This is a genomic window from Subtercola sp. YIM 133946, assembly GCF_036553535.1.
In the GTDB taxonomy this organism is placed as follows: Bacteria; Actinomycetota; Actinomycetes; order Actinomycetales; family Microbacteriaceae; genus Subtercola.
Window position 1 is genome coordinate 99,548 of sequence record NZ_JAZHPE010000051.1, and the last position, 18,208, is coordinate 117,755.

Genomic DNA, 18,208 nt, shown 5'->3' on the forward strand with positions numbered 1-18,208 from the left:
CAGGTATGCGTTCGGGCGTGCGACTGGGCATCGACGTGGGGAAGGCTCGCGTCGGTGTGGCGCGGTCGGACTACCACGGCGTGCTGGCGACACCGGTGGAGACCGTTGCGCGCGATGCCTCGGGCAACGGCGACATCGCCCGCATCCTCGCCCTCGCCGACGAATTCGAGGCGATCGAGTTCATCGTGGGCCTGCCGCTGTCGATGTCGGGCGCGACGACGGCCTCGACCGACGATGCGGAGGCGTTCGCGTTGCGCCTGGCCCGGGCATCCGATCGGTCGGCGCGTATGATCGACGAACGACTGACGACCGTGTCGGCTCAGTCGGCCCTGCACCGAACGGGACGCACCGCCAAGTCGTCACGCCCAGTGATCGATCAAGTGGCCGCCGTTATACTTCTGCAACAAGCGCTCGACGTCGAGCGCGCCTCGGGTAGACCACCCGGTTCGATCGTCGACCCGACTGAAGGACGTGAACTGTGACCGACTCCAAGCTGCCGGAGAACCATCCGTTCGCCGAGTTCTTTCGCGACCCGGCTGCCACCCCGGCACAGCCGCCGGCCGCCGAGCCGCAGACCCGCCGTGCGGCCCGCGCGGCCCAGGTGATCGACGAGCCGCAGGCAGGGGAGCCGCGGGCGGGCGAGCCGCAATCGGGCCGGCCGCAGGCACCAGCGGTGCGTGCAGACGAGGCGCCGACCACCATCATTCCCGTGGTGCCGGCCGCAGCGCCCGCAGCCCACTACGACGTCGACGATTCCGCGCCGGCCGTCGCCGACCGCTCGTCGTCATCCGCCACGGGCACCGGCCGCAGCGCAGCCGAGATCGCAGCCGACCTGAACGCCGACCGCTCGGCCGAACAGGCCGCCCGCCCCGCAGGCGTCTTCACCGATGCCTTCGATACGCTGCCGCCGCAGACCCCGGCCGAGACGCCGCGCACCGGCGGCACGCCTCCGGCCGGCCCGCCGCCTGGAGGCCGCCCGCCGCGCGACCGGAGCCCGCGCCAGCCGAAGCGCAGGCGCTCGAAGCGCGGACTCTGGGCCCTCATCATCGCGATCGTGCTGGTCGGCGGCCTCGGCGCCGCGGGCAGCGCCATCTACTTCTCGTACGAGCCGCAGATCAACAAGATGTTCGGCGTGAAGACCGTCGAAGACTACAGCGGCACTGGAACGGGCGAGCAGGTCTCGTTCGTCATCAACTCTGGCGACGACGGATCGAGCATCGGCGACAACCTGCAGGCCGCCGACATCATCAAGTCGTCTGACACGTTCTACGCCCTAGCCATCAAGAATCCGAGTCTCGTCTTCCAGCCGGGCACCTACACGATGCAGAAGCAGATGAGCGCCCAGGCGGCACTCGACGCGCTCGACAACCCGGCCAATGCCGTCACGGTCAGCGTCGTCGTGACCGAGGGCATGGTCTCGGCCGACATTCTCTCCGACCTCGCCGACAAGACCGGTGTGCCTCTCGCCGACCTGCAGGCCGAGGCGGCGAACTACACCCAGTTCGGCATCGACGCCAGCGCCCCGAACATCGAGGGCTACCTCTTTCCGGCGACGTACACCTTCCAGCCGAACACCAGCGCGCACGACCTGATCAAGACCATGGTCGACCGCGCCTTCCAGTCGCTCGACGCCGCCGGCGTCGCTCCCGCCGACCGCGAGAAGGTGCTGACGATGGCCTCGATCGTGCAGAAGGAGGGCGGCAGCACCGACGACTTCTACAAGGTCTCGCGGGTGTTCGCCAACCGCATCGCTGACGGCATGCCCCTGCAGTCCGACGCGACGGTGGCCTACGGCACGGGTTCGAAGGAGGTCGACACGACCGACGCCCAGCGCAACGACGAGTCGAACCCCTACAACACCTACGTGCTGCAGGGTCTGCCGGCCGGGCCGATCTCGAACCCGGGTGACGCGGCGATCGATGCGGCACTGCACCCCGCCGACGGCACCTGGCTGTACTTCGTCACCGTGAACCTCGACACCGGTCTCACCTGCTTCTCCGACACCATCGACCAGCACGACGCTGCCGTGCAGCTCTACCAGGCCGGCGACGCGACCTCCTGCCCGTGACCTCGCGTCTCGCGGTGCTGGGGTCGCCCATTGCGCACTCCAAGTCGCCCGACCTGCATCTCGCGGCCTACGGCGTTCTGGGGCTCGACTGGGTGTACACACGCGCCGACGTCGCGCCGGGCCAGCTGAGCGACTTCATGCTGGGCCTCGACGAGTCGTGGCGTGGGCTGTCGCTGACGATGCCGCTGAAAGAAGAGGTGCTGTCGCTGATCGACGACGCCGACGTGCAGAGTGTGCTCACCGGCGCGGCGAACACCGTGATCTTCGGCCGCGAGTCGGGTTCTCTCTCGGTGCAGGGCTTCAACACCGACGTCGGTGGCGTCGTCGAGGCGCTGAAGGAGACGGGCATCACCCGCAGCAGCGAGGTGCTGATTCTGGGCGCCGGGGCCACGGCACGGTCATCCGTCGTCGCCGCCGCAGAGCTGGGCGCCGAGCACGTGACCATCGCGGCCCGATCGCCCGAGAAGGCCGAGCACGTCACCGCCGTGGCGCACAATTCGGGCGTGGCTGTGTCGGTCGTCTGGCTGGCCGACGCCCTCGGTGCGCCCGTCGACGCTCCGATCACCATCAGCACCCTGCCCGGCTTCAGCGTCACGGCCGGCGACATCGCGCTGTTCGAGCCGACACCGGGCGCCGTGCTGCTCGACGTGGCGTACGATCCGTGGCCCAGTCTGCTCGCCAGCACATGGCAGCAGCGCGGGGGAGTCACGGTGTCGGGCCTGTGGATGCTCGCGCACCAGGCCCTGGCTCAGGTTCGCATCTTCGTGAACGGCGATCCGCTGCTGCCGCTGCCCGACGAGACTGCGGTGTTCGCCGCCATGACGCGGGCGATCGGCCTCACCGACTGACCTGTGGGAGGATTGGGGAATGCTTCGTTGGCTCACCGCCGGTGAATCCCACGGCCCCGAACTCATTGCCATCATTGAGGGCCTGCCGTCTGGAATCCCGGTCACCCTGCACGATATCCGCACCGATCTCGCGCGCCGCAAACTCGGCTACGGCCGGGGCGCGCGCATGAAGTTCGAGCAAGACGAGGTGACCGTCTCGGGCGGCGTGGTGCATGGCCTCACCCTCGGCAGCCCCGTCGCCATTCGCATCGGCAACACCGAGTGGCCCAAATGGGTCGACGTGATGAGCTCAGAGCCCATCGAGAACTACGTGCCGAGTGCCGGCCGCGGCGCTCCGTTGACGAGGCCCCGACCCGGCCACGCCGACCTGGTCGGCATGCAGAAGTACGGCTTCGACGAGGCCCGGCCCATCCTCGAGCGGGCGAGTGCGCGCGAGACGGCCGCCCGGGTGGCTCTCGGCGCGGTGGCCCGCAACTTCCTCGCCGAGCTGGGCATCACCCTGGTGAGCCACACCCTGTCGATCGGGCCGGTTCGGGTGCCCGAGGGGGCAGCGCTGCCCACTCCGGCCGACGTCGACACGCTCGACGCCGACCCGTTGCGATGCTTCGACCCCGCCACCTCGGCCCTGATGGTGGCCGAGGTCGACGCGGCCCAGAAGGAGGGTGACACCCTCGGCGGTGTCGTCGAGGTGCTCGCCTACGGGCTGCCGCCCGGCCTCGGGTCGCACGTGCACTGGGATCGCCGCCTCGACTCGCAGCTCGCGGCCGCGCTGATGGGCATCCAGGCCATCAAGGGCGTCGAGGTGGGCGACGGGTTCGAGACCACGCGCCGCCGCGGGTCGCAGGCCCACGACGAGCTGTTCGAGATCGACGGCGAGATCGAGCGGTCGAGCGACAAGGCCGGCGGCACCGAGGGCGGCATGAGCACCGGTACGGTGCTGCGCGTCCGCGCCGGCATGAAGCCCATCGCAACGATTCCGCACGCGCTGCGCACGGTCGACATCGCCACCGGCGAGGCGGCAGCCGCGCACCACCAGCGCTCAGATGTATGCGCGGTGCCGGCGGCCGGCGTCGTGGCCGAAGCCATGGTGGCGCTGGTGCTGGCGAACGCCGCGCAGGAGAAGTTCGGGGGCGACTCGGTCACCGAGACCCGTCGCAACCTCGAGGGCTACCTCGCGGCCATCCCGGCCACCCTGCGCACCGGCTCGGCGAGCGTCGGCGAACCCGTCGAACTGCCGTGACGGGCGTGAGTGCGGCGACGACCGCGAGGAACCCGCTGTCACCGGCCCTAGCGTCAGGCGTCGCCGTATGACCATCGTGATCATCGGGCCGCCGGCGGCAGGCAAGACCCGCATCGGCAGACGCGTGGCCCACCAGCTCGACCTGCCCTTCACCGACACCGACAAGCAGATCGCCGCCGCCCATGGGCCCATCCCCACCATCTTCGAGACCCAGGGCGAACCCGCCTTCCGCGAGATCGAACGGGCCGAGGTGGTCACCGCCCTGGCGGGCGGCGGAGTCGTCTCGGTCGGCGGCGGGGCCGTGCTGAACCGCGCCACCCAGCTCGACCTCGACGGTTGCCTTGTCGTGCTCTTCACCGTCTCACCCGACGTGGTCGCGGCCCGGCTGGGCAACTCCAAACGCCCGCTCGTTCCCGACATCGATGCCTGGCGCCGAGTCGTGGATGCCCGGCGCGACCTCTACGCGAGCCTCGCCGACGAGACGTTCGACACGTCGCACCGCAAGGCCGACGACATCGCTGACGACGTCGCCACCTGGGTGCGCAGCCAGCTCGCCAAGGAGAGAGTATGACCACCGACACCCCCACGATCATCCGCGTCGGCAGCCCGGCCGTCGCCGGCACCGCCCCCGGCGCGGTCGGCAGCATCACCGGCTCGTACGACGTGATCATCGGCCGCGGCGTGCTGTCGAGCCTGCGCGACAGCTTCGGCCCTGGCGTGCGCAAGGTGCTCGTGGTGCACGCGCCGCAGCTGGCCGACTGGGCCGCGTCGCTGCGCGACGAGCTCAAGGGCGACTACGAGGTGCTGCTCGCCGAGATTCCCGACGGCGAGGGGGCGAAGCGCATCGAGGTCGCGTCGTTCCTCTGGCAGATCCTCGGGCAGGCCGACTTCACCCGCTCAGACGCCATCGTCGGCTTCGGCGGGGGAGCGACGACCGACCTCGCCGGTTTCGTCGCCGCCACCTGGCTGCGCGGCGTGCAGCTCATCCAGGCGCCCACCACGCTGCTCGGCATGGTCGACGCCGCGGTCGGCGGCAAGACCGGCATCAACACGGCCGAGGGCAAGAACCTGGTGGGGTCGTTCTACGCCCCCAGCGCGGTCATCGCCGACCTCGACACGCTCGTCAGCCTGCCGCGCAACGACCTGCTGGCCGGGTTCGCCGAGGTGGTCAAGGCGGGGTTCATCGGCGAGCCCGAGATCCTCGACATCGTCGAGGCCGACGTCGACCTGGCGACCGACCCGACCACGCCGCAGTTCCGGCGGCTCGTCGAGCTGTCGATCGGGCTCAAGGCACGGGTGGTGAGCGAAGACTTCACCGAAGCCGGACTCCGCGAGATCCTGAACTACGGGCACACCCTGGGCCACGCGATCGAGCACACCGAGCGGTACCAGTGGCGGCACGGCGCCGCGGTCGCGGTAGGCATGATGTTCGCGGCCGAACTCGGCCGGCTGACGGGCAGCCTCAGCGACGACGCCGTCGACCGGCACCGCCGCATCCTCGAGTCGCTGACGCTGCCGACGTCATACCCGGTGGGCCGCTGGAACACGCTGCTCGCCGCGATGCAGCGCGACAAGAAGGCCCGCGGGTCGATGCTGCGCTTCATCGTGCTCGACGACATCGGCAAGCCCACCGTGCTGGCCGGCCCTGAGACGTCGCTGCTGTTCGCCGCGTACCAGGAGATCGGGTCGTAGGCAGCACCGCCGACTGACCCGCGGCCGCCCGGGCGAGCAGCTGTTCGGCGCGGCGGCTGCCCGGGCCGAGCATCCGTTCGGCGCACCCCCAGCCTCGAGACGATTACTCGACTACACTTGTTGGTCGGGCCGCAACCGGCCCCAGCTCTTTCGTACAACTGTGCTCTCTAATAAAGGAAACACCCATGGCTTCGACAAGCGACATCAGTAACGGCGTAGTGATGAAGATCGACGGGCAGCTCTGGGCCGTCGTGGAGTTCCAGCACGTCAAGCCGGGCAAGGGTGGGGCCTTCGTTCGCACCAAGATCAAGAACGTCGTCTCGGGCAAGGTCGTCGACCGCACGTTCAATGCCGGCGCGAAGATCGAGACGGCCAACGTCGACCGCCGCGACTACACCTACCTCTACAACGACGGCCAGGACTTCGTGTTCATGGACACCGACACCTACGAGCAGCTGCCCGTCAGCGCCACCGTCGTCGGCGACGCCAAGAACTACATGCTCGAGAACCAGACGGCGACCATCGCTCTGCACGAAGACGCCCCGCTGTACGTCGAGCTGCCCGCCTCGGTCATCCTCGAGATCACCTACACCGAGCCCGGCCTGCAGGGCGACCGCTCCACCGGTGGCACCAAGCCCGCCACGGTCGAGACCGGCCACCAGATCCAGGTGCCGCTGTTCCTCGAGCAGGGCACCAAGGTCAAGGTCGACACCCGCACCGGCGACTACCTCGGCCGTATCACCGACAAGGGCTGACCCGCCGTGAGTGCGAGAACCAAGGCGCGCAAACGCGCCCTCGATGTTCTGTACGCGGCCGACGTGCGGCAGATCTCGATCAACGAGTCGCTGGCCGCCGAAGCCGCCCGCGCGCTGACCGAGCCCGAGCGCGAGGCCTCCTGGCTGTACGCGCGCGAGATCGTCGACGGTGTGGTCTCGCACGGCTACGAGATCGACGAGCTGATCGAGACCTACGCCGTCGGCTGGACCCTTGGCCGCATGCCTCACGTCGACCGCGCCCTGCTGCGCATCGGCATCTGGGAGGTGCTGTACAACGACGAGGTTCCGGATGCCGTGGCCATCGCCGAGGCGGTCGAAGCCGCCCAGTCGCTCTCGACCGAGGCCTCCGCCGCCTTCATCAACGGCATCCTGGCCAAGATCGCCTCCTCGAAGGGCGTCGCGCACTAGCCACCAGCACGTCTCGCGTAATGCTGCACACCCTGCGCCATGAGCAGTGGCCCCGGGTGGGTGGCCGACCAGTACGACGTCATTGCTCAGGGCGACACGCAGACCGCGTATGGCAGAACCGACGGGAACTACCCGGCGGAGAATGACGCAGACGACCTGGCATCCAACCTGAACTACTCCGTGTGCGAGACCATCGCCGAAGACGGTGGGTACATCATCTGCTGGTGACGACCCCCGTAGAGCGGTGCGCCGGATCGCTCAACTCAACGCGGTAGGATGTGGGTACCGAAGACCTTTAAGTGCCGTCCTGTGAGGCGGGGAAGGGGAGGCGGAGAAGTATGGCGCGTGTCGTGCTGTCTCAGGCTGATATGAACCGGGCGTTGACCCGAATCTCGCACGAGATTCTGGAGTCCAACCGGGGTGCGGCCGATCTCGTGATTCTGGGCATCCCCACCCGCGGCGTCTTTCTCGCGCAGCGGATTGCCGCGATCATCCAGCGCATCGAGCCCGAGGCTCCCGCGTCGATGGTCGGGGCGCTCGACGTGACGATGTACCGCGACGACCTGTCGCGCAACCGCATCCGCACACCCGCGCCGACGCAGATTCCGGCCGGGGGAGTCGACGGCAAGACCGTGGTGCTCGTCGACGACGTGCTGTACTCGGGCCGCACCATCAGGGCGGCACTGGATGCGCTCGGCGACATCGGGCGGCCGCGGGTCGTGCGGCTGGCGGTGCTGGTCGACCGGGGACACCGCGAACTGCCCATCCGGGCCGACTTCGTGGGCAAGAACCTGCCGACGTCGACGGATGAGCGCATCAACGTGCGGCTCAGCGAACTCGACGACGTCGAAGAGGTCAGCATCGAGAACCGTGCGGCCGAGCACGACCGCGCGAGTGCGGCCGGGCAGGTCAGCGCGAGTGCGGCCGGGCAGGTCGGCGCGAGTGCGGCCGGGCAGCTCGGCGCGAGTGCCGCCGGGCATCCGGAGCCCACCGCCGCGACCGAGGGCGAGGCGACGCGTTGAGGCACCTGCTCAGCACCAGAGACCTGAGCCGCGCGGCCGCGATCGAGATTCTCGACGTGGCCGAAGACATGGCCGCCGTCGCCACCCGCGAGGTGAAGAAGCTGCCCACCCTGCGCGGCAAGACCGTGGTCAACCTGTTCTTCGAAGACTCCACCCGCACCCGCATCTCGTTCGAGGCGGCCGCCAAACGGCTGAGCGCCGACGTGATCAACTTCAGTGCGAAGGGCTCGAGCGTGTCGAAGGGCGAGAGCCTGAAAGACACCGCCCAGACGCTCGCCGCGATGGGCGCCGACGGGGTGGTCATTCGTCACCACGCCAGCGGGGCGCCCCAGGTGCTCGCCGAGAGCGGCTGGATCGACGCGCCCATCGTCAACGCGGGCGACGGCACCCACGAGCATCCGACCCAGGCCCTGCTCGACGCCTTTACGATGCGCCGCCGCCTGTACCCGGGCGCGAGCCGGGGCCGCGACCTCGACGGCGTGAGCGTGGTGATCGCCGGCGACATTCTGCATTCCCGCGTCGCGCGCTCGAATCTCTGGCTGCTCGAGACGCTCGGCGCCCACGTGACGTTCGTCGCTCCCGCCACCCTGGTGCCGTTCGGCGCCGAGACCTGGCCTGTCGCCCTCTCGTACGACCTCGACGCCACACTCGCCGCAGACAGGCCAGACGTGGTCATGATGCTGCGCATCCAGAGCGAGCGCATGAACGCAGCCTTCTTTCCGAACGCCAGGGAGTACGCACGCGAATGGGGTCTCGACGACGAGCGCTTCGCGCGGCTGCGCCCCGATACGATTGTCATGCACCCCGGCCCGATGAACCGCGGCCTCGAGATCTCGGCGGCGGCGGCAGATTCCGCCCAGTCGACCGTGCTCGAACAGGTCACGAACGGGGTGTCAATACGGATGGCCGTGCTCTACCTGCTGCTGTCCGGCGAACGAGAGGCCCTGCAGTGAGCGACCAGACGCCGACCACGCGCATCCCGAATGCGTCCGGCAGCTATCTCATCTCGGGTGCGACCCTGCCGTCGGGGCAGCGCGCAGATCTGCTGGTACAGGATGCCCACATCGTCGCCGTGGGTTCGAATCTCGATGCCGGGGCCGATGTCACGCGCATCGACGCCGATGGTCTCGTGGCCCTGCCCGGGCTCGTCGACCTGCACACCCACCTTCGTGAACCCGGATTCGAGCAGAGCGAGACCGTGCTCACCGGTACCCGCGCGGCGGCAGCCGGTGGCTTCACGAGCGTGTTCGCCATGGCCAATACCCTGCCCGTCTCCGACACAGCCGGTGTGGTCGAACAGGTGCAGGCTCTCGGCGACGCGGCGGGCTTCGCCACCGTGCGCCCGATCGGCGCCGTCACGGTGGGGCTCGCCGGCGAGCGGCTCAGCGAGATCGGCGCGATGGCGCACTCGCGCGCGCGGGTGCGGGTGTTCTCCGACGACGGCAAGTGCGTGCACGACTCGCTGCTGATGCGCCGAGCCCTCGAGTACGTCAAGACGTTCGACGGCGTGGTCGCGCAGCACGCCCAAGATCCGCGCCTCACCGAGAACGCCCAGATGAACGAGGGCGCCCTGTCGAGCGAGCTGGGCCTGAAGGGCTGGCCGGCGGTGGCCGAGGAGTCGATCATCGCACGCGACGTTCTGCTGGCCGAGCACGTGGGTGCCCGGCTGCACGTCTGTCACCTCTCGACGGCCGGCTCGGTCGAGGTCATCCGCTGGGCCAAGGCGCGCGGCATCGCGGTGACGGCCGAGGCCACCCCGCACCACCTGCTGCTCACCGAAGACCTTGTGCGCAGCTATGACGCGCGCTACAAGGTGAACCCACCTCTGCGCCGCGACGAAGACGTGCAGGCCCTGCGCGCCGGTCTCGCCGACGGCACCATCGACATCATTGCGACCGACCACGCGCCGCACCCCACCGAGACCAAGGAGGCCGAGTGGGACGCCGCCAGCTTCGGCATGGTCGGCCTCGAGTCGGCGCTGAGCGTGGCGCAGACGGCCCTCATCGACACCGGGATGCTCGGCTGGGCCGACCTCGCCCGAGTGCTTTCGCAGACCCCCGCCGAGATCGGCCGGCTCGCCGGCCACTCGCATTCGTTCGAACAGGGCGCACCGGCGAACTTCACGCTGGTCGACCCGGTGAACACCAGCACGTTCGATCTCAGCCGGCTCGCCGGCCGGAGCACGAACTCGCCGTACCTCGGGCGAACCCTCTCGGGCCGGGTGGAGTACACCTTCCACCACGGCTACCCGACCGTCAGCGCCGCCCAGGTGCGGCCCGACGACGAGGTTGCGGCCGCGGCCGCAGCATGGAAAGCAGGCAATTAACATGGATCCGAACCAAATCGGCCCGGCACTGATCGTTCTCGCGATTCTGGTGCTCATCTACCTCGGCATGGCGGCCGGCTGGCGCGCGCGCAAACGACGCCAATCCGCGTTCACGGTCGAGAGCACGACGCCGACGGATGCCGGCGAGCTGCTGCTCGAAGTGCCGATGCTCTACGTCGCCACGACTCCCGCAAACAAGCCGCTCGAGCGCCTCGCACTGCCGGGCCTGGCGTTCCGCGGCCGCGGAACGTTCCTGGTCTGGCAGCGCGGCGTCACCATCTCGATCAACGGCGAGCCCGACGTGTACGTGCCCGTCTCGCGCATCCGCTCGATCGGCACGTCGACCTACGCGATCGACCGAGTGGTCGAGAGCGGCGGCCTGACCCGGCTCGACTGGAGCACCGACCTGGTCGGCTCTGACAAGGCGCGGCTCAGCGCTGCGACGACGGGCGCAACCCGCAGAGAGAAGAAGGCCGCCATCGCGCACGCCGTCTCGAGCGCGCACGACGCCACCGAGGCGTTCGCCGCCGCCGCGTCGGCCAGCGCCGAGGTCGAGGCCGCCCACCAGGGCGACGCGAGTCAGGCCGCTACCGGCGCTCCCGCCGCGGGCCAGGCCGGGCCAGCACCCCACAGCACGGCCGACATCGAGTCGTACCTGCGCTTCCCCGACCCGACCGATGCACTGCGTGCGCTCGGCACCGTGCAGTCGATCATCCCGACCACCCCCGACCCGACCCCTGAAGGGCCTCTCGCGTGACCTCGACCGAACCGGCAGTATTCGTTCTCGAAGACGGCACCCGCCACGTGGGGCGCGCCTACGGCGCCCGCGGACGCACCCTCGGCGAGGCGGTGTTCGCGACCGGCATGACCGGCTACCAGGAGACGCTCACCGATCCGTCGTACGCCGGCCAGATCGTCATGATGACGGCCCCGCACATCGGCAACACGGGCACGAACGACGACGACCTCGAGTCGAGCCGCATCTGGGTGGCCGGCTACGTGGTGCGCGACCCCTCGCGCATCGTCTCGAACTTCCGCGCCACCCGCTCGCTCGTCGACGATCTCGTGCGCGACGAGGTCGTGGGCATCAGCGGCATCGACACCAGGGCCGTGACCCGGCACATCCGGTCATCCGGAGCCATGCGGGCCGGCATCTTCTCGGGCCCCGACTTCGAGCTGTCACCGGATGCCCAGCTCGAGTTGGTGCGGGGCGGCGCCGAGATGGCGGGGCTGAACCTGTCTGCCACCGTCTCGACGGCCGAGCGGTACACCGTGCCCGCGGTCGGCGAACGCATCGGATCGGTCGCCGTGCTCGACCTCGGCGTGAAGAAGTCCACCCTGAACTACCTCGCCCAGCGCGGCTTCGACGTCGAGGTGCTGCCGGAGTCGGCCTCGACCGACGAGGTGCTGGCGCTCGAGCCCAGCGCGCTGTTCTACTCGAACGGGCCGGGCGACCCCGAGGCATCCGAAGGCCACGTTCGCGTGCTGCAAGACGTGCTGCGGGCGGGGGTGCCGTACTTCGGCATCTGCTTCGGCAACCAGCTGCTGGGCCGCGCGCTGGGCTTCGGCACTTACAAGCTGCCGTTCGGGCACCGCGGCATCAACCAGCCGGTGCTCGACCGCACCACGGGCAAGGTCGAGATCACGTCGCAGAACCACGGCTTCGCGGTCGACGCGCCGCGCGAAGGAGTGGTCGACTCGCCCGCCGGGTTCGGCCGGGTGGAGGTGAGCCACGTCAGCCTGAACGATGACGTGGTGGAGGGCATCCGCTGCCTCGACATCAACGCCTTCTCGGTGCAGTACCACCCCGAGGCGGCCGCGGGGCCACACGACTCGATGTACCTGTTCGACCGGTTCAGGGAGATGGTCTTGACCGGCAAGCTCGACATCTCGACCGCGGGCGCGATTCGCGACACCACCGACACCGCCGCGCTGCCCGAGCCCGCCCCGACAGTCGCCGCCTCGACAGTCGCCGCCTCGACCGCCGCCGCCTCGACTGACAACGCAGAAAGCAAGTAATGCCAAAGAGAGACGACATCAAGAGCGTTCTGGTCATCGGCTCCGGCCCGATCGTCATCGGTCAGGCCTGCGAGTTCGACTATTCGGGCACCCAGGCCTGCCGCGTGCTGCGGGAGGAGGGCGTGCGCGTCATCCTGGTGAATTCCAACCCCGCGACGATCATGACCGACCCCGACTTCGCCGATGCGACGTACATCGAACCGATCACGTGGAAGGTCATCGAGAGCATCATCGCGAAGGAGAAGCCCGACGCGATTCTGCCCACGCTGGGCGGCCAGACCGCGCTGAACGCCGCGATCGACCTGCACACCCACGGCATTCTCGAGAAGTACGACGTCGAGCTGATCGGCGCCAACTTCGAGGCGATCAACAAGGGCGAAGACCGGCAGATCTTCAAGGAGCTGGTGCTGCAGTGCGGCGCCGACGTGGCCCGCTCGCACATCGCGCACACGGTCGAGGAGGCCGTCACCTTCGCCGAAGACCTGGGGTATCCGCTTGTCGTGAGGCCCTCGTTCACCATGGGCGGCCTCGGCTCCGGATTCGCCTACACCGAGACCGAGCTGCGCCGCATCGTCGGCGACGGTCTGCACCAGAGCCCCACCACCGAGGTGCTGCTCGAAGAGAGCATCCTCGGCTGGAAGGAGTACGAGCTCGAGCTCATGCGCGACACGGCCGACAACACCGTCGTCGTGTGCTCGATCGAGAACGTCGACCCGGTCGGCGTGCACACGGGCGACTCGATCACGGTGGCGCCCGCGCTCACCCTGACCGACCGCGAGTACCAGAACCTGCGAAACATCGGCATCGACATCATCCGCGCGGTGGGCGTCGACACCGGCGGCTGCAACATCCAGTTCGCCATCGACCCGGCGAACGGGCGCGTCATCGTCATCGAGATGAACCCCCGCGTGTCGCGGTCGTCGGCGCTGGCCTCGAAGGCCACCGGCTTTCCGATCGCGAAGATCGCGGCGAAGCTCGCCATCGGCTACCGGCTCGACGAGATTCCCAACGACATCACGAAGGTCACGCCGGCCTCGTTCGAGCCGACGCTCGACTACGTGGTCGTGAAGGTGCCCCGCTTCGCGTTCGAGAAGTTCCCGGCCGCCGACCCGACCCTCACCACCACCATGAAGTCGGTGGGCGAGGCGATGGCCATCGGCCGCAACTACTCGACCGCCCTGCAGAAGGCGCTGCGCTCGCTCGAGAAGCGCGGGTCGTCGTTCCACTGGGAGGGGTCGGCATCCGAGTTGTCGAAAGACGAGCTGCTCGCCGTCGCCGCAGTGCCGACCGACGGCCGCATCGTCACGGTGCAGCAGGCGCTCCGGGCCGGCGCGAGCATCGACGAGGTGTTCGAGGCGACCAAGATCGACCCCTGGTTCATCGACCAGATCGTGCTGATCAACGAGGTGGCGGATGCTGTCGCCGAAGCCCCACTCACCGACGAGGCCGTGCTGCGCCTGGCCAAAGACCACGGCTTCTCCGACGTGCAGATCGCCGCTCTCCGCGGCTCGACCGAAGACGAGATCAGGGCACTGCGCCACGAGCTCGATGTACGGCCGGTGTTCAAGACCGTCGACACCTGCGCGGGGGAGTTCCCGGCGCTGACGCCGTACCACTACTCGTCGTACGACCTCGAGACCGAAGTCACGCCGTCATCCCGCCGGAAGGTCGTCATCCTCGGCTCGGGCCCCAACCGCATCGGCCAGGGCGTCGAGTTCGACTACTCGTGCGTGCACGCCTCGTTCGCCCTGTCTGATGCGGGCTTCGAGACCATCATGATCAACTGCAACCCCGAGACGGTGTCGACCGACTACGACACGAGCGATCGGCTGTACTTCGAGCCGCTGACTCTCGAAGACGTGCTCGAGGTCATCCACGCCGAGCAGCAGAGCGGCGAGTTGGTGGGCGTCGTGGTGCAGCTCGGCGGCCAGACCGCGCTGGGCCTCGCCAAGGGCCTGAAGGCGAACGGGGTGCCGATTCTCGGCACGACCCCCGAGGCCATCGACCTCGCCGAGGAGCGCGGCCTGTTCGCGGGCATCCTCGACGCCGCCGGCCTGCTCGCACCGAAGAACGGCACCGCGCACGACTACCCGTCGGCGGTCACCGTCGCCGAGGAGATCGGCTACCCGGTGCTCGTGCGCCCGTCGTACGTGCTCGGCGGCCGCGGCATGGAGATCGTCTACGACAGCCCGTCGCTCGAGGACTACTTCGTGCGGGTCGCCGGTCAGGGCATCGTCGGGCCGACGCATCCGCTGCTCGTCGACCGCTTTCTCGACGACGCGATCGAGATCGACGTCGACGCGCTGTACGACGGCGATGAGCTCTACATCGGCGGCATCATGGAGCACCTCGAAGAGGCGGGCATCCACTCGGGAGACTCGTCGTGCACCCTGCCGCCGGTGACGCTCGGGCCAGACGTCATCTCGAGGGTCAAGAAGGCCACGCTCGGCATCGCCGAGGGCGTGGGCGTGCGCGGGCTGCTGAACGTGCAGTTCGCGGTCGGTGCGGGCATCCTGTATGTGCTCGAGGCGAACCCCCGGGCATCCAGAACCGTGCCGTTCGTGTCGAAGGCGCTCGGCATTCCGCTGGCCAAGGCGGCGTCGCGCATCATGGTCGGCGACTCGATCGCACAGCTGAAGGCCGAGGGGCTGCTGCCGAAGATCGACGGCTCGATCGTGCCGTTCGACGCTCCGGTGTCGGTGAAGGAGGCCGTGCTGCCGTTCAAGCGATTCCGCACCAAGGAGGGCCTCGTGGTCGACTCGGTGCTCGGGCCGGAGATGCGGTCGACGGGCGAGGTCATGGGCATCGACCGCGACTTCCCGCGGGCGTTCGCGAAGAGCCAGGAGGCCGCGTACGGCGGTCTGCCCACCTCGGGGTCGGTGTTCGTGTCGGTCAGCGACCGCGACAAGCGCGCGATCGTGCTGCCGGTGCTGCGCCTTTCGCAGCTCGGCTTCGAGATTCTGGCGACGGTCGGCACCGCCGAGGTGCTGAGCCGCAACGGCATCAAGACGCGCATCGTTCGCAAATACAGCCAGGGCGTCGACACGTCGACGTCAGAGCCGACCATCGTCGATCTGATCAACCGCAACGAGGTCGACATCGTGATCAACACCCCCTCGGGCCGGTCGGCGCGGGCCGACGGGTACGAGATCCGCGCCGCGGCGGTGGCGGCAGACAAGCCGCTGTTCACCACGATCGCGCAGCTCGGGGCAGCCGTGGCGTCGTTCGACGGCATGGGCGACTTCACGGTGACGAGCCTGCAGGAGTACGCGTGGGAGCGCGCGGAGTCGCTCGAGCGGGCCGAGGTGCTGGGGGCGGCGGCTTCGGCGGCGGCCTCGGCGGCAGCGGCGGTATGACCAGCACCGAAGACGGCGAGGGTGTGGCCGCTGCGGTGGCGACGCCTCGGGTCGGGTCTGGAACGGGCTCGGGTGCAGGCACGGGCGCAGGCACGGGTGCCGGCGTGACCGCGACTGCGCGTGCGACGGTGGCGACTCCGGATGCCCGGGCGGGGTCCGCCGCTCCTGTGGGGTTCGGCGTGCGGCTGGCCGACACGTTCGCGGCGCGCGGGCAGTTGTGCGTAGGGGTCGATCCGCACGACTACCTGCTCGACGCGTGGAACCTGCCGCGCTCCGCCGCGGGGGTGCGCGAGTTCGGGCTGCGGGTGGTCGACGCCGCGGCGGGGTGGGTGGGCATCCTGAAGCCGCAGGTCGCGTTCTACGAGCTGTACGGTGCGGCGGGTTACGCTGCTCTCGAAGAGGTGCTCGCGGCCGGCCGTGCGGCCGGGCTGCTGGTGATCGCCGACGCCAAACGCGGCGACATCGGCACGAGCGCCGAGGCGTACGGCCGGGCCTGGCTGCTGCCGGGGTCGCCGCTCGAGGCCGACGCAGTGACGCTGACGGCGTACGCCGGGGTGGGCTCGCTGACGGCCGTGTTCGACCTGGCGGTCGGCGCCGGCAAGGGGGCGTTCGTGTTGAGCGCCACGTCGAATCCCGAGTCGTTCGCGCTGCAGACGGCGCGGGTGGCGGTCGGCGGCCGTGGCCACGGCCGCACAGCCAGCGCAGACGACGGGGGCACCGCCGGGCATCCTGGTGGGACCGGCAGGCATCCTGGTGGGACCGGCAGGCATCCTGGTGGGATCGGGGGGCATCCCGGTGGGATCGGCGGCCCGCCGGCCGACGACGACCTCTCCCTCGCAGGGCTGGTGGCCAGCGAAGTCTCCACATTCAATGGCTCGCGTCGGGGCGACGTCGCTGCGCTCGGTAACATCGGACTCGTGTTAGGCGCTACGAAGAACCTCCTCGACTACGGAATCGACCGCGATCAGCTCGCGGCCGCTCCCTCCACTCCCGTGCTCGCACCCGGCTTCGGCTTCCAGGGTGCACGCTTCGGCGACGTGCGGCGGGTGTTCGGCGCGCTGACTCCGTCGACAGTGGTCGCGGTGTCGCGGTCGGTGCTGCAATCGGGCCCCGAGGGGCTCGTGCAGAGCATCCGGCAGCAGGCCGACGAGCTCGCCGAGGCGCTGGCGGCCGCCGCGTGAGGCCTCCGGAGGTCGACCGTGTGGCAGCCTCGAAGGCCGCCGTCGCCGCGCGCCGTGCCCGCGCGGCCGTGAAGAACGCCGTCATCGCCGGTGAACGCAGCACCACCGACGTGGTTCGGGCGGGCCTCGCCGACGCCGCCTCACCCGAGGGCACGTTGCGCGTGCGCGAACTGCTGCTGTGCATCCCGGGGCTGGGGCCTGTGCGGGCCGACCGGGCGCTCGAGTCGCTCGGCATCTCGCCGTCGAAGCGGGTGGGCGGGCTGGGCCGCCACCAGCAGCCGAAGCTCATCGACTATCTCGAGTCGCGGGCCGGGCGCTCGACAGCCGACGACGCGCCGACGACGCGTCTGGTCGTGCTTGCCGGGCCAACCGCGGTGGGCAAGGGCACGGTGTCGACGTACATCCGCGAGAACTACCCCGACGTGCGTCTGTCGGTCTCGGCCACCACACGCGCGCCTCGACCCGGCGAGATCGACGGCGTCAGCTACTACTTCGTGACCGACGACGAGTTCGACCGCATGATCGCCGAGGGCGAGTTCCTCGAGTGGGCGACGGTGCACAACCAGTCGCGGTACGGCACACCGCGGTCTCCGGTTCGCGAGGCGATGAACGAGGGTAAGAGCGTTCTGCTGGAGATCGACATCCAGGGCGCACGGCAGGTACGGGCATCCATGCCTGAAGCGGTTCTGGTGTTTCTGCTGCCGCCCACCTGGGAGGAATTGGTGCGCCGGCTGATCGGCCGTGGCACCGAATCGGCCGAGGAGCAGGCGCGCCGGCTGGCGACCGCGAAGGTCGAACTGGCGGCCCAGAACGAGTTCGACCACCGGGTCGTGAACAACAAAGTCGAAGATGCGGCCCGCGAGGTCGTAGACTTGATGAATATTTCGTAGGCCCCTCCTGGCCTGCCGCGCGCACGCTGCCCATTCGAACACTGCGCCTCGCCCCATCAGAAACTTCCGACCAAAGGAGCAACCCCATGCCATCCAAGCCACTCGGCATCATCGACCCGCCCATCGACGAGCTGCTGACCAAGGTCGACTCGAAGTACGCACTGGTCATCTTCGCCTCGAAGCGTGCCCGACAGATCAACGACTACTACGCCGACCTGCACGAGGGCAGCCTGTTCGACAACGTCGGCCCGCTGGTCGACTCGGGCATCGACGACAAGCCGCTGTCGATCGCCCTGCACGAGATCAACGAAGACAAGCTCACCGTCAAGGCCAACGAGCCGATCGCCGAGCTCAACTAGCTCCACTCCGCCGGCTGCCTCAC

At 69.3% G+C, this 18,208-nt stretch carries 17 protein-coding genes and 1 pseudogene; all 18 read left to right on the plus strand.

Features of this window, described 5'->3' with window-relative positions; genetic code table 11:
• The first annotated feature begins 5 nt into the window (after positions 1–5).
• The 18 genes and pseudogenes from ruvX to rpoZ all read left to right on the plus strand — a co-directional run bounded on the left by ruvX (position 6) and on the right by rpoZ (position 18,185).
• Positions 6–482: a Holliday junction resolvase RuvX gene (gene ruvX, locus V3W46_RS18260; protein WP_331784569.1), complete on the plus strand. Its 477-nt coding sequence runs from the start codon at positions 6–8 to the stop codon at positions 480–482.
• Positions 479–2,068 carry an endolytic transglycosylase MltG gene (gene mltG, locus V3W46_RS18265; RefSeq protein ID WP_331784570.1) on the plus strand — a complete coding sequence of 530 codons (1,590 nt, stop codon included), beginning with the start codon at positions 479–481 and terminating at the stop codon, positions 2,066–2,068. Before ruvX ends, mltG begins: the two co-directional genes overlap by 4 nt.
• A complete protein-coding gene (locus V3W46_RS18270; protein WP_331784571.1) occupies positions 2,065–2,916 on the plus strand; it encodes a shikimate dehydrogenase in 852 nt (283 codons plus the stop codon). The genes mltG and V3W46_RS18270 overlap by 4 nt, the downstream gene beginning before the upstream one ends.
• 19 nt (positions 2,917–2,935) lie before the next feature.
• Positions 2,936–4,156, plus strand: a complete 1,221-nt coding sequence (gene aroC, locus V3W46_RS18275; RefSeq protein WP_331784572.1) for a chorismate synthase — start codon at positions 2,936–2,938, stop codon at positions 4,154–4,156.
• 67 nt (positions 4,157–4,223) lie between these two features.
• Positions 4,224–4,727 carry a shikimate kinase gene (locus V3W46_RS18280; protein WP_331784573.1) on the plus strand — a complete coding sequence of 168 codons (504 nt, stop codon included), beginning with the start codon at positions 4,224–4,226 and terminating at the stop codon, positions 4,725–4,727.
• Positions 4,724–5,848, plus strand: a complete 1,125-nt coding sequence (gene aroB / locus V3W46_RS18285; RefSeq protein ID WP_331784574.1) for a 3-dehydroquinate synthase — start codon at positions 4,724–4,726, stop codon at positions 5,846–5,848. The genes V3W46_RS18280 and aroB overlap by 4 nt, the downstream gene beginning before the upstream one ends.
• A 185-nt stretch (positions 5,849–6,033) precedes the next feature.
• On the plus strand, positions 6,034–6,603 hold the full coding sequence (gene efp, locus V3W46_RS18290; protein ID WP_231027261.1) for an elongation factor P: 570 nt from the start codon (positions 6,034–6,036) through the stop codon (positions 6,601–6,603).
• Between the two features lie 6 nt (positions 6,604–6,609).
• Positions 6,610–7,032: a transcription antitermination factor NusB gene (gene nusB / locus V3W46_RS18295; RefSeq protein WP_331784575.1), complete on the plus strand. Its 423-nt coding sequence runs from the start codon at positions 6,610–6,612 to the stop codon at positions 7,030–7,032.
• 39 nt (positions 7,033–7,071) lie between these two features.
• Positions 7,072–7,260: a hypothetical protein gene (locus V3W46_RS18300; protein ID WP_331784576.1), complete on the plus strand. Its 189-nt coding sequence runs from the start codon at positions 7,072–7,074 to the stop codon at positions 7,258–7,260.
• 110 nt (positions 7,261–7,370) lie between these two features.
• Positions 7,371–7,895 (plus strand): annotated as a pseudogene (gene pyrR / locus V3W46_RS18305) (bifunctional pyr operon transcriptional regulator/uracil phosphoribosyltransferase PyrR); the annotation flags it as partial.
• A 155-nt stretch (positions 7,896–8,050) separates the two neighbouring features.
• On the plus strand, positions 8,051–9,007 hold the full coding sequence (locus V3W46_RS18310; protein ID WP_331784578.1) for an aspartate carbamoyltransferase catalytic subunit: 957 nt from the start codon (positions 8,051–8,053) through the stop codon (positions 9,005–9,007).
• Positions 9,004–10,380: a dihydroorotase gene (locus V3W46_RS18315; protein ID WP_331784579.1), complete on the plus strand. Its 1,377-nt coding sequence runs from the start codon at positions 9,004–9,006 to the stop codon at positions 10,378–10,380. The genes V3W46_RS18310 and V3W46_RS18315 overlap by 4 nt, the downstream gene beginning before the upstream one ends.
• Before the next feature lies 1 nt (position 10,381).
• Positions 10,382–11,137 (plus strand): PH-like domain-containing protein, encoded by a 756-nt coding sequence (locus V3W46_RS18320; protein WP_331784580.1) that lies wholly within the window; start codon positions 10,382–10,384, stop codon positions 11,135–11,137.
• A complete protein-coding gene (carA, locus tag V3W46_RS18325) occupies positions 11,134–12,399 on the plus strand; it encodes a glutamine-hydrolyzing carbamoyl-phosphate synthase small subunit (protein WP_331784581.1) in 1,266 nt (421 codons plus the stop codon). Before V3W46_RS18320 ends, carA begins: the two co-directional genes overlap by 4 nt.
• On the plus strand, positions 12,399–15,755 hold the full coding sequence (gene carB / locus V3W46_RS18330; RefSeq protein WP_331784582.1) for a carbamoyl-phosphate synthase large subunit: 3,357 nt from the start codon (positions 12,399–12,401) through the stop codon (positions 15,753–15,755). The genes carA and carB overlap by 1 nt, the downstream gene beginning before the upstream one ends.
• A 167-nt stretch (positions 15,756–15,922) precedes the next feature.
• Positions 15,923–16,936, plus strand: coding sequence for an orotidine-5'-phosphate decarboxylase (gene pyrF, locus V3W46_RS18335; protein WP_443070015.1), 1,014 nt, complete (start codon positions 15,923–15,925; stop codon positions 16,934–16,936).
• A 20-nt stretch (positions 16,937–16,956) separates the two neighbouring features.
• Positions 16,957–17,826 (plus strand): guanylate kinase, encoded by an 870-nt coding sequence (gene gmk, locus V3W46_RS18340; protein ID WP_331784584.1) that lies wholly within the window; start codon positions 16,957–16,959, stop codon positions 17,824–17,826.
• Between the two features lie 86 nt (positions 17,827–17,912).
• Complete coding sequence (gene rpoZ / locus V3W46_RS18345; RefSeq protein ID WP_331784585.1) at positions 17,913–18,185, plus strand: DNA-directed RNA polymerase subunit omega; 273 nt, start codon at positions 17,913–17,915, stop codon at positions 18,183–18,185.
• The last annotated feature ends 23 nt before the right edge of the window (positions 18,186–18,208 follow it).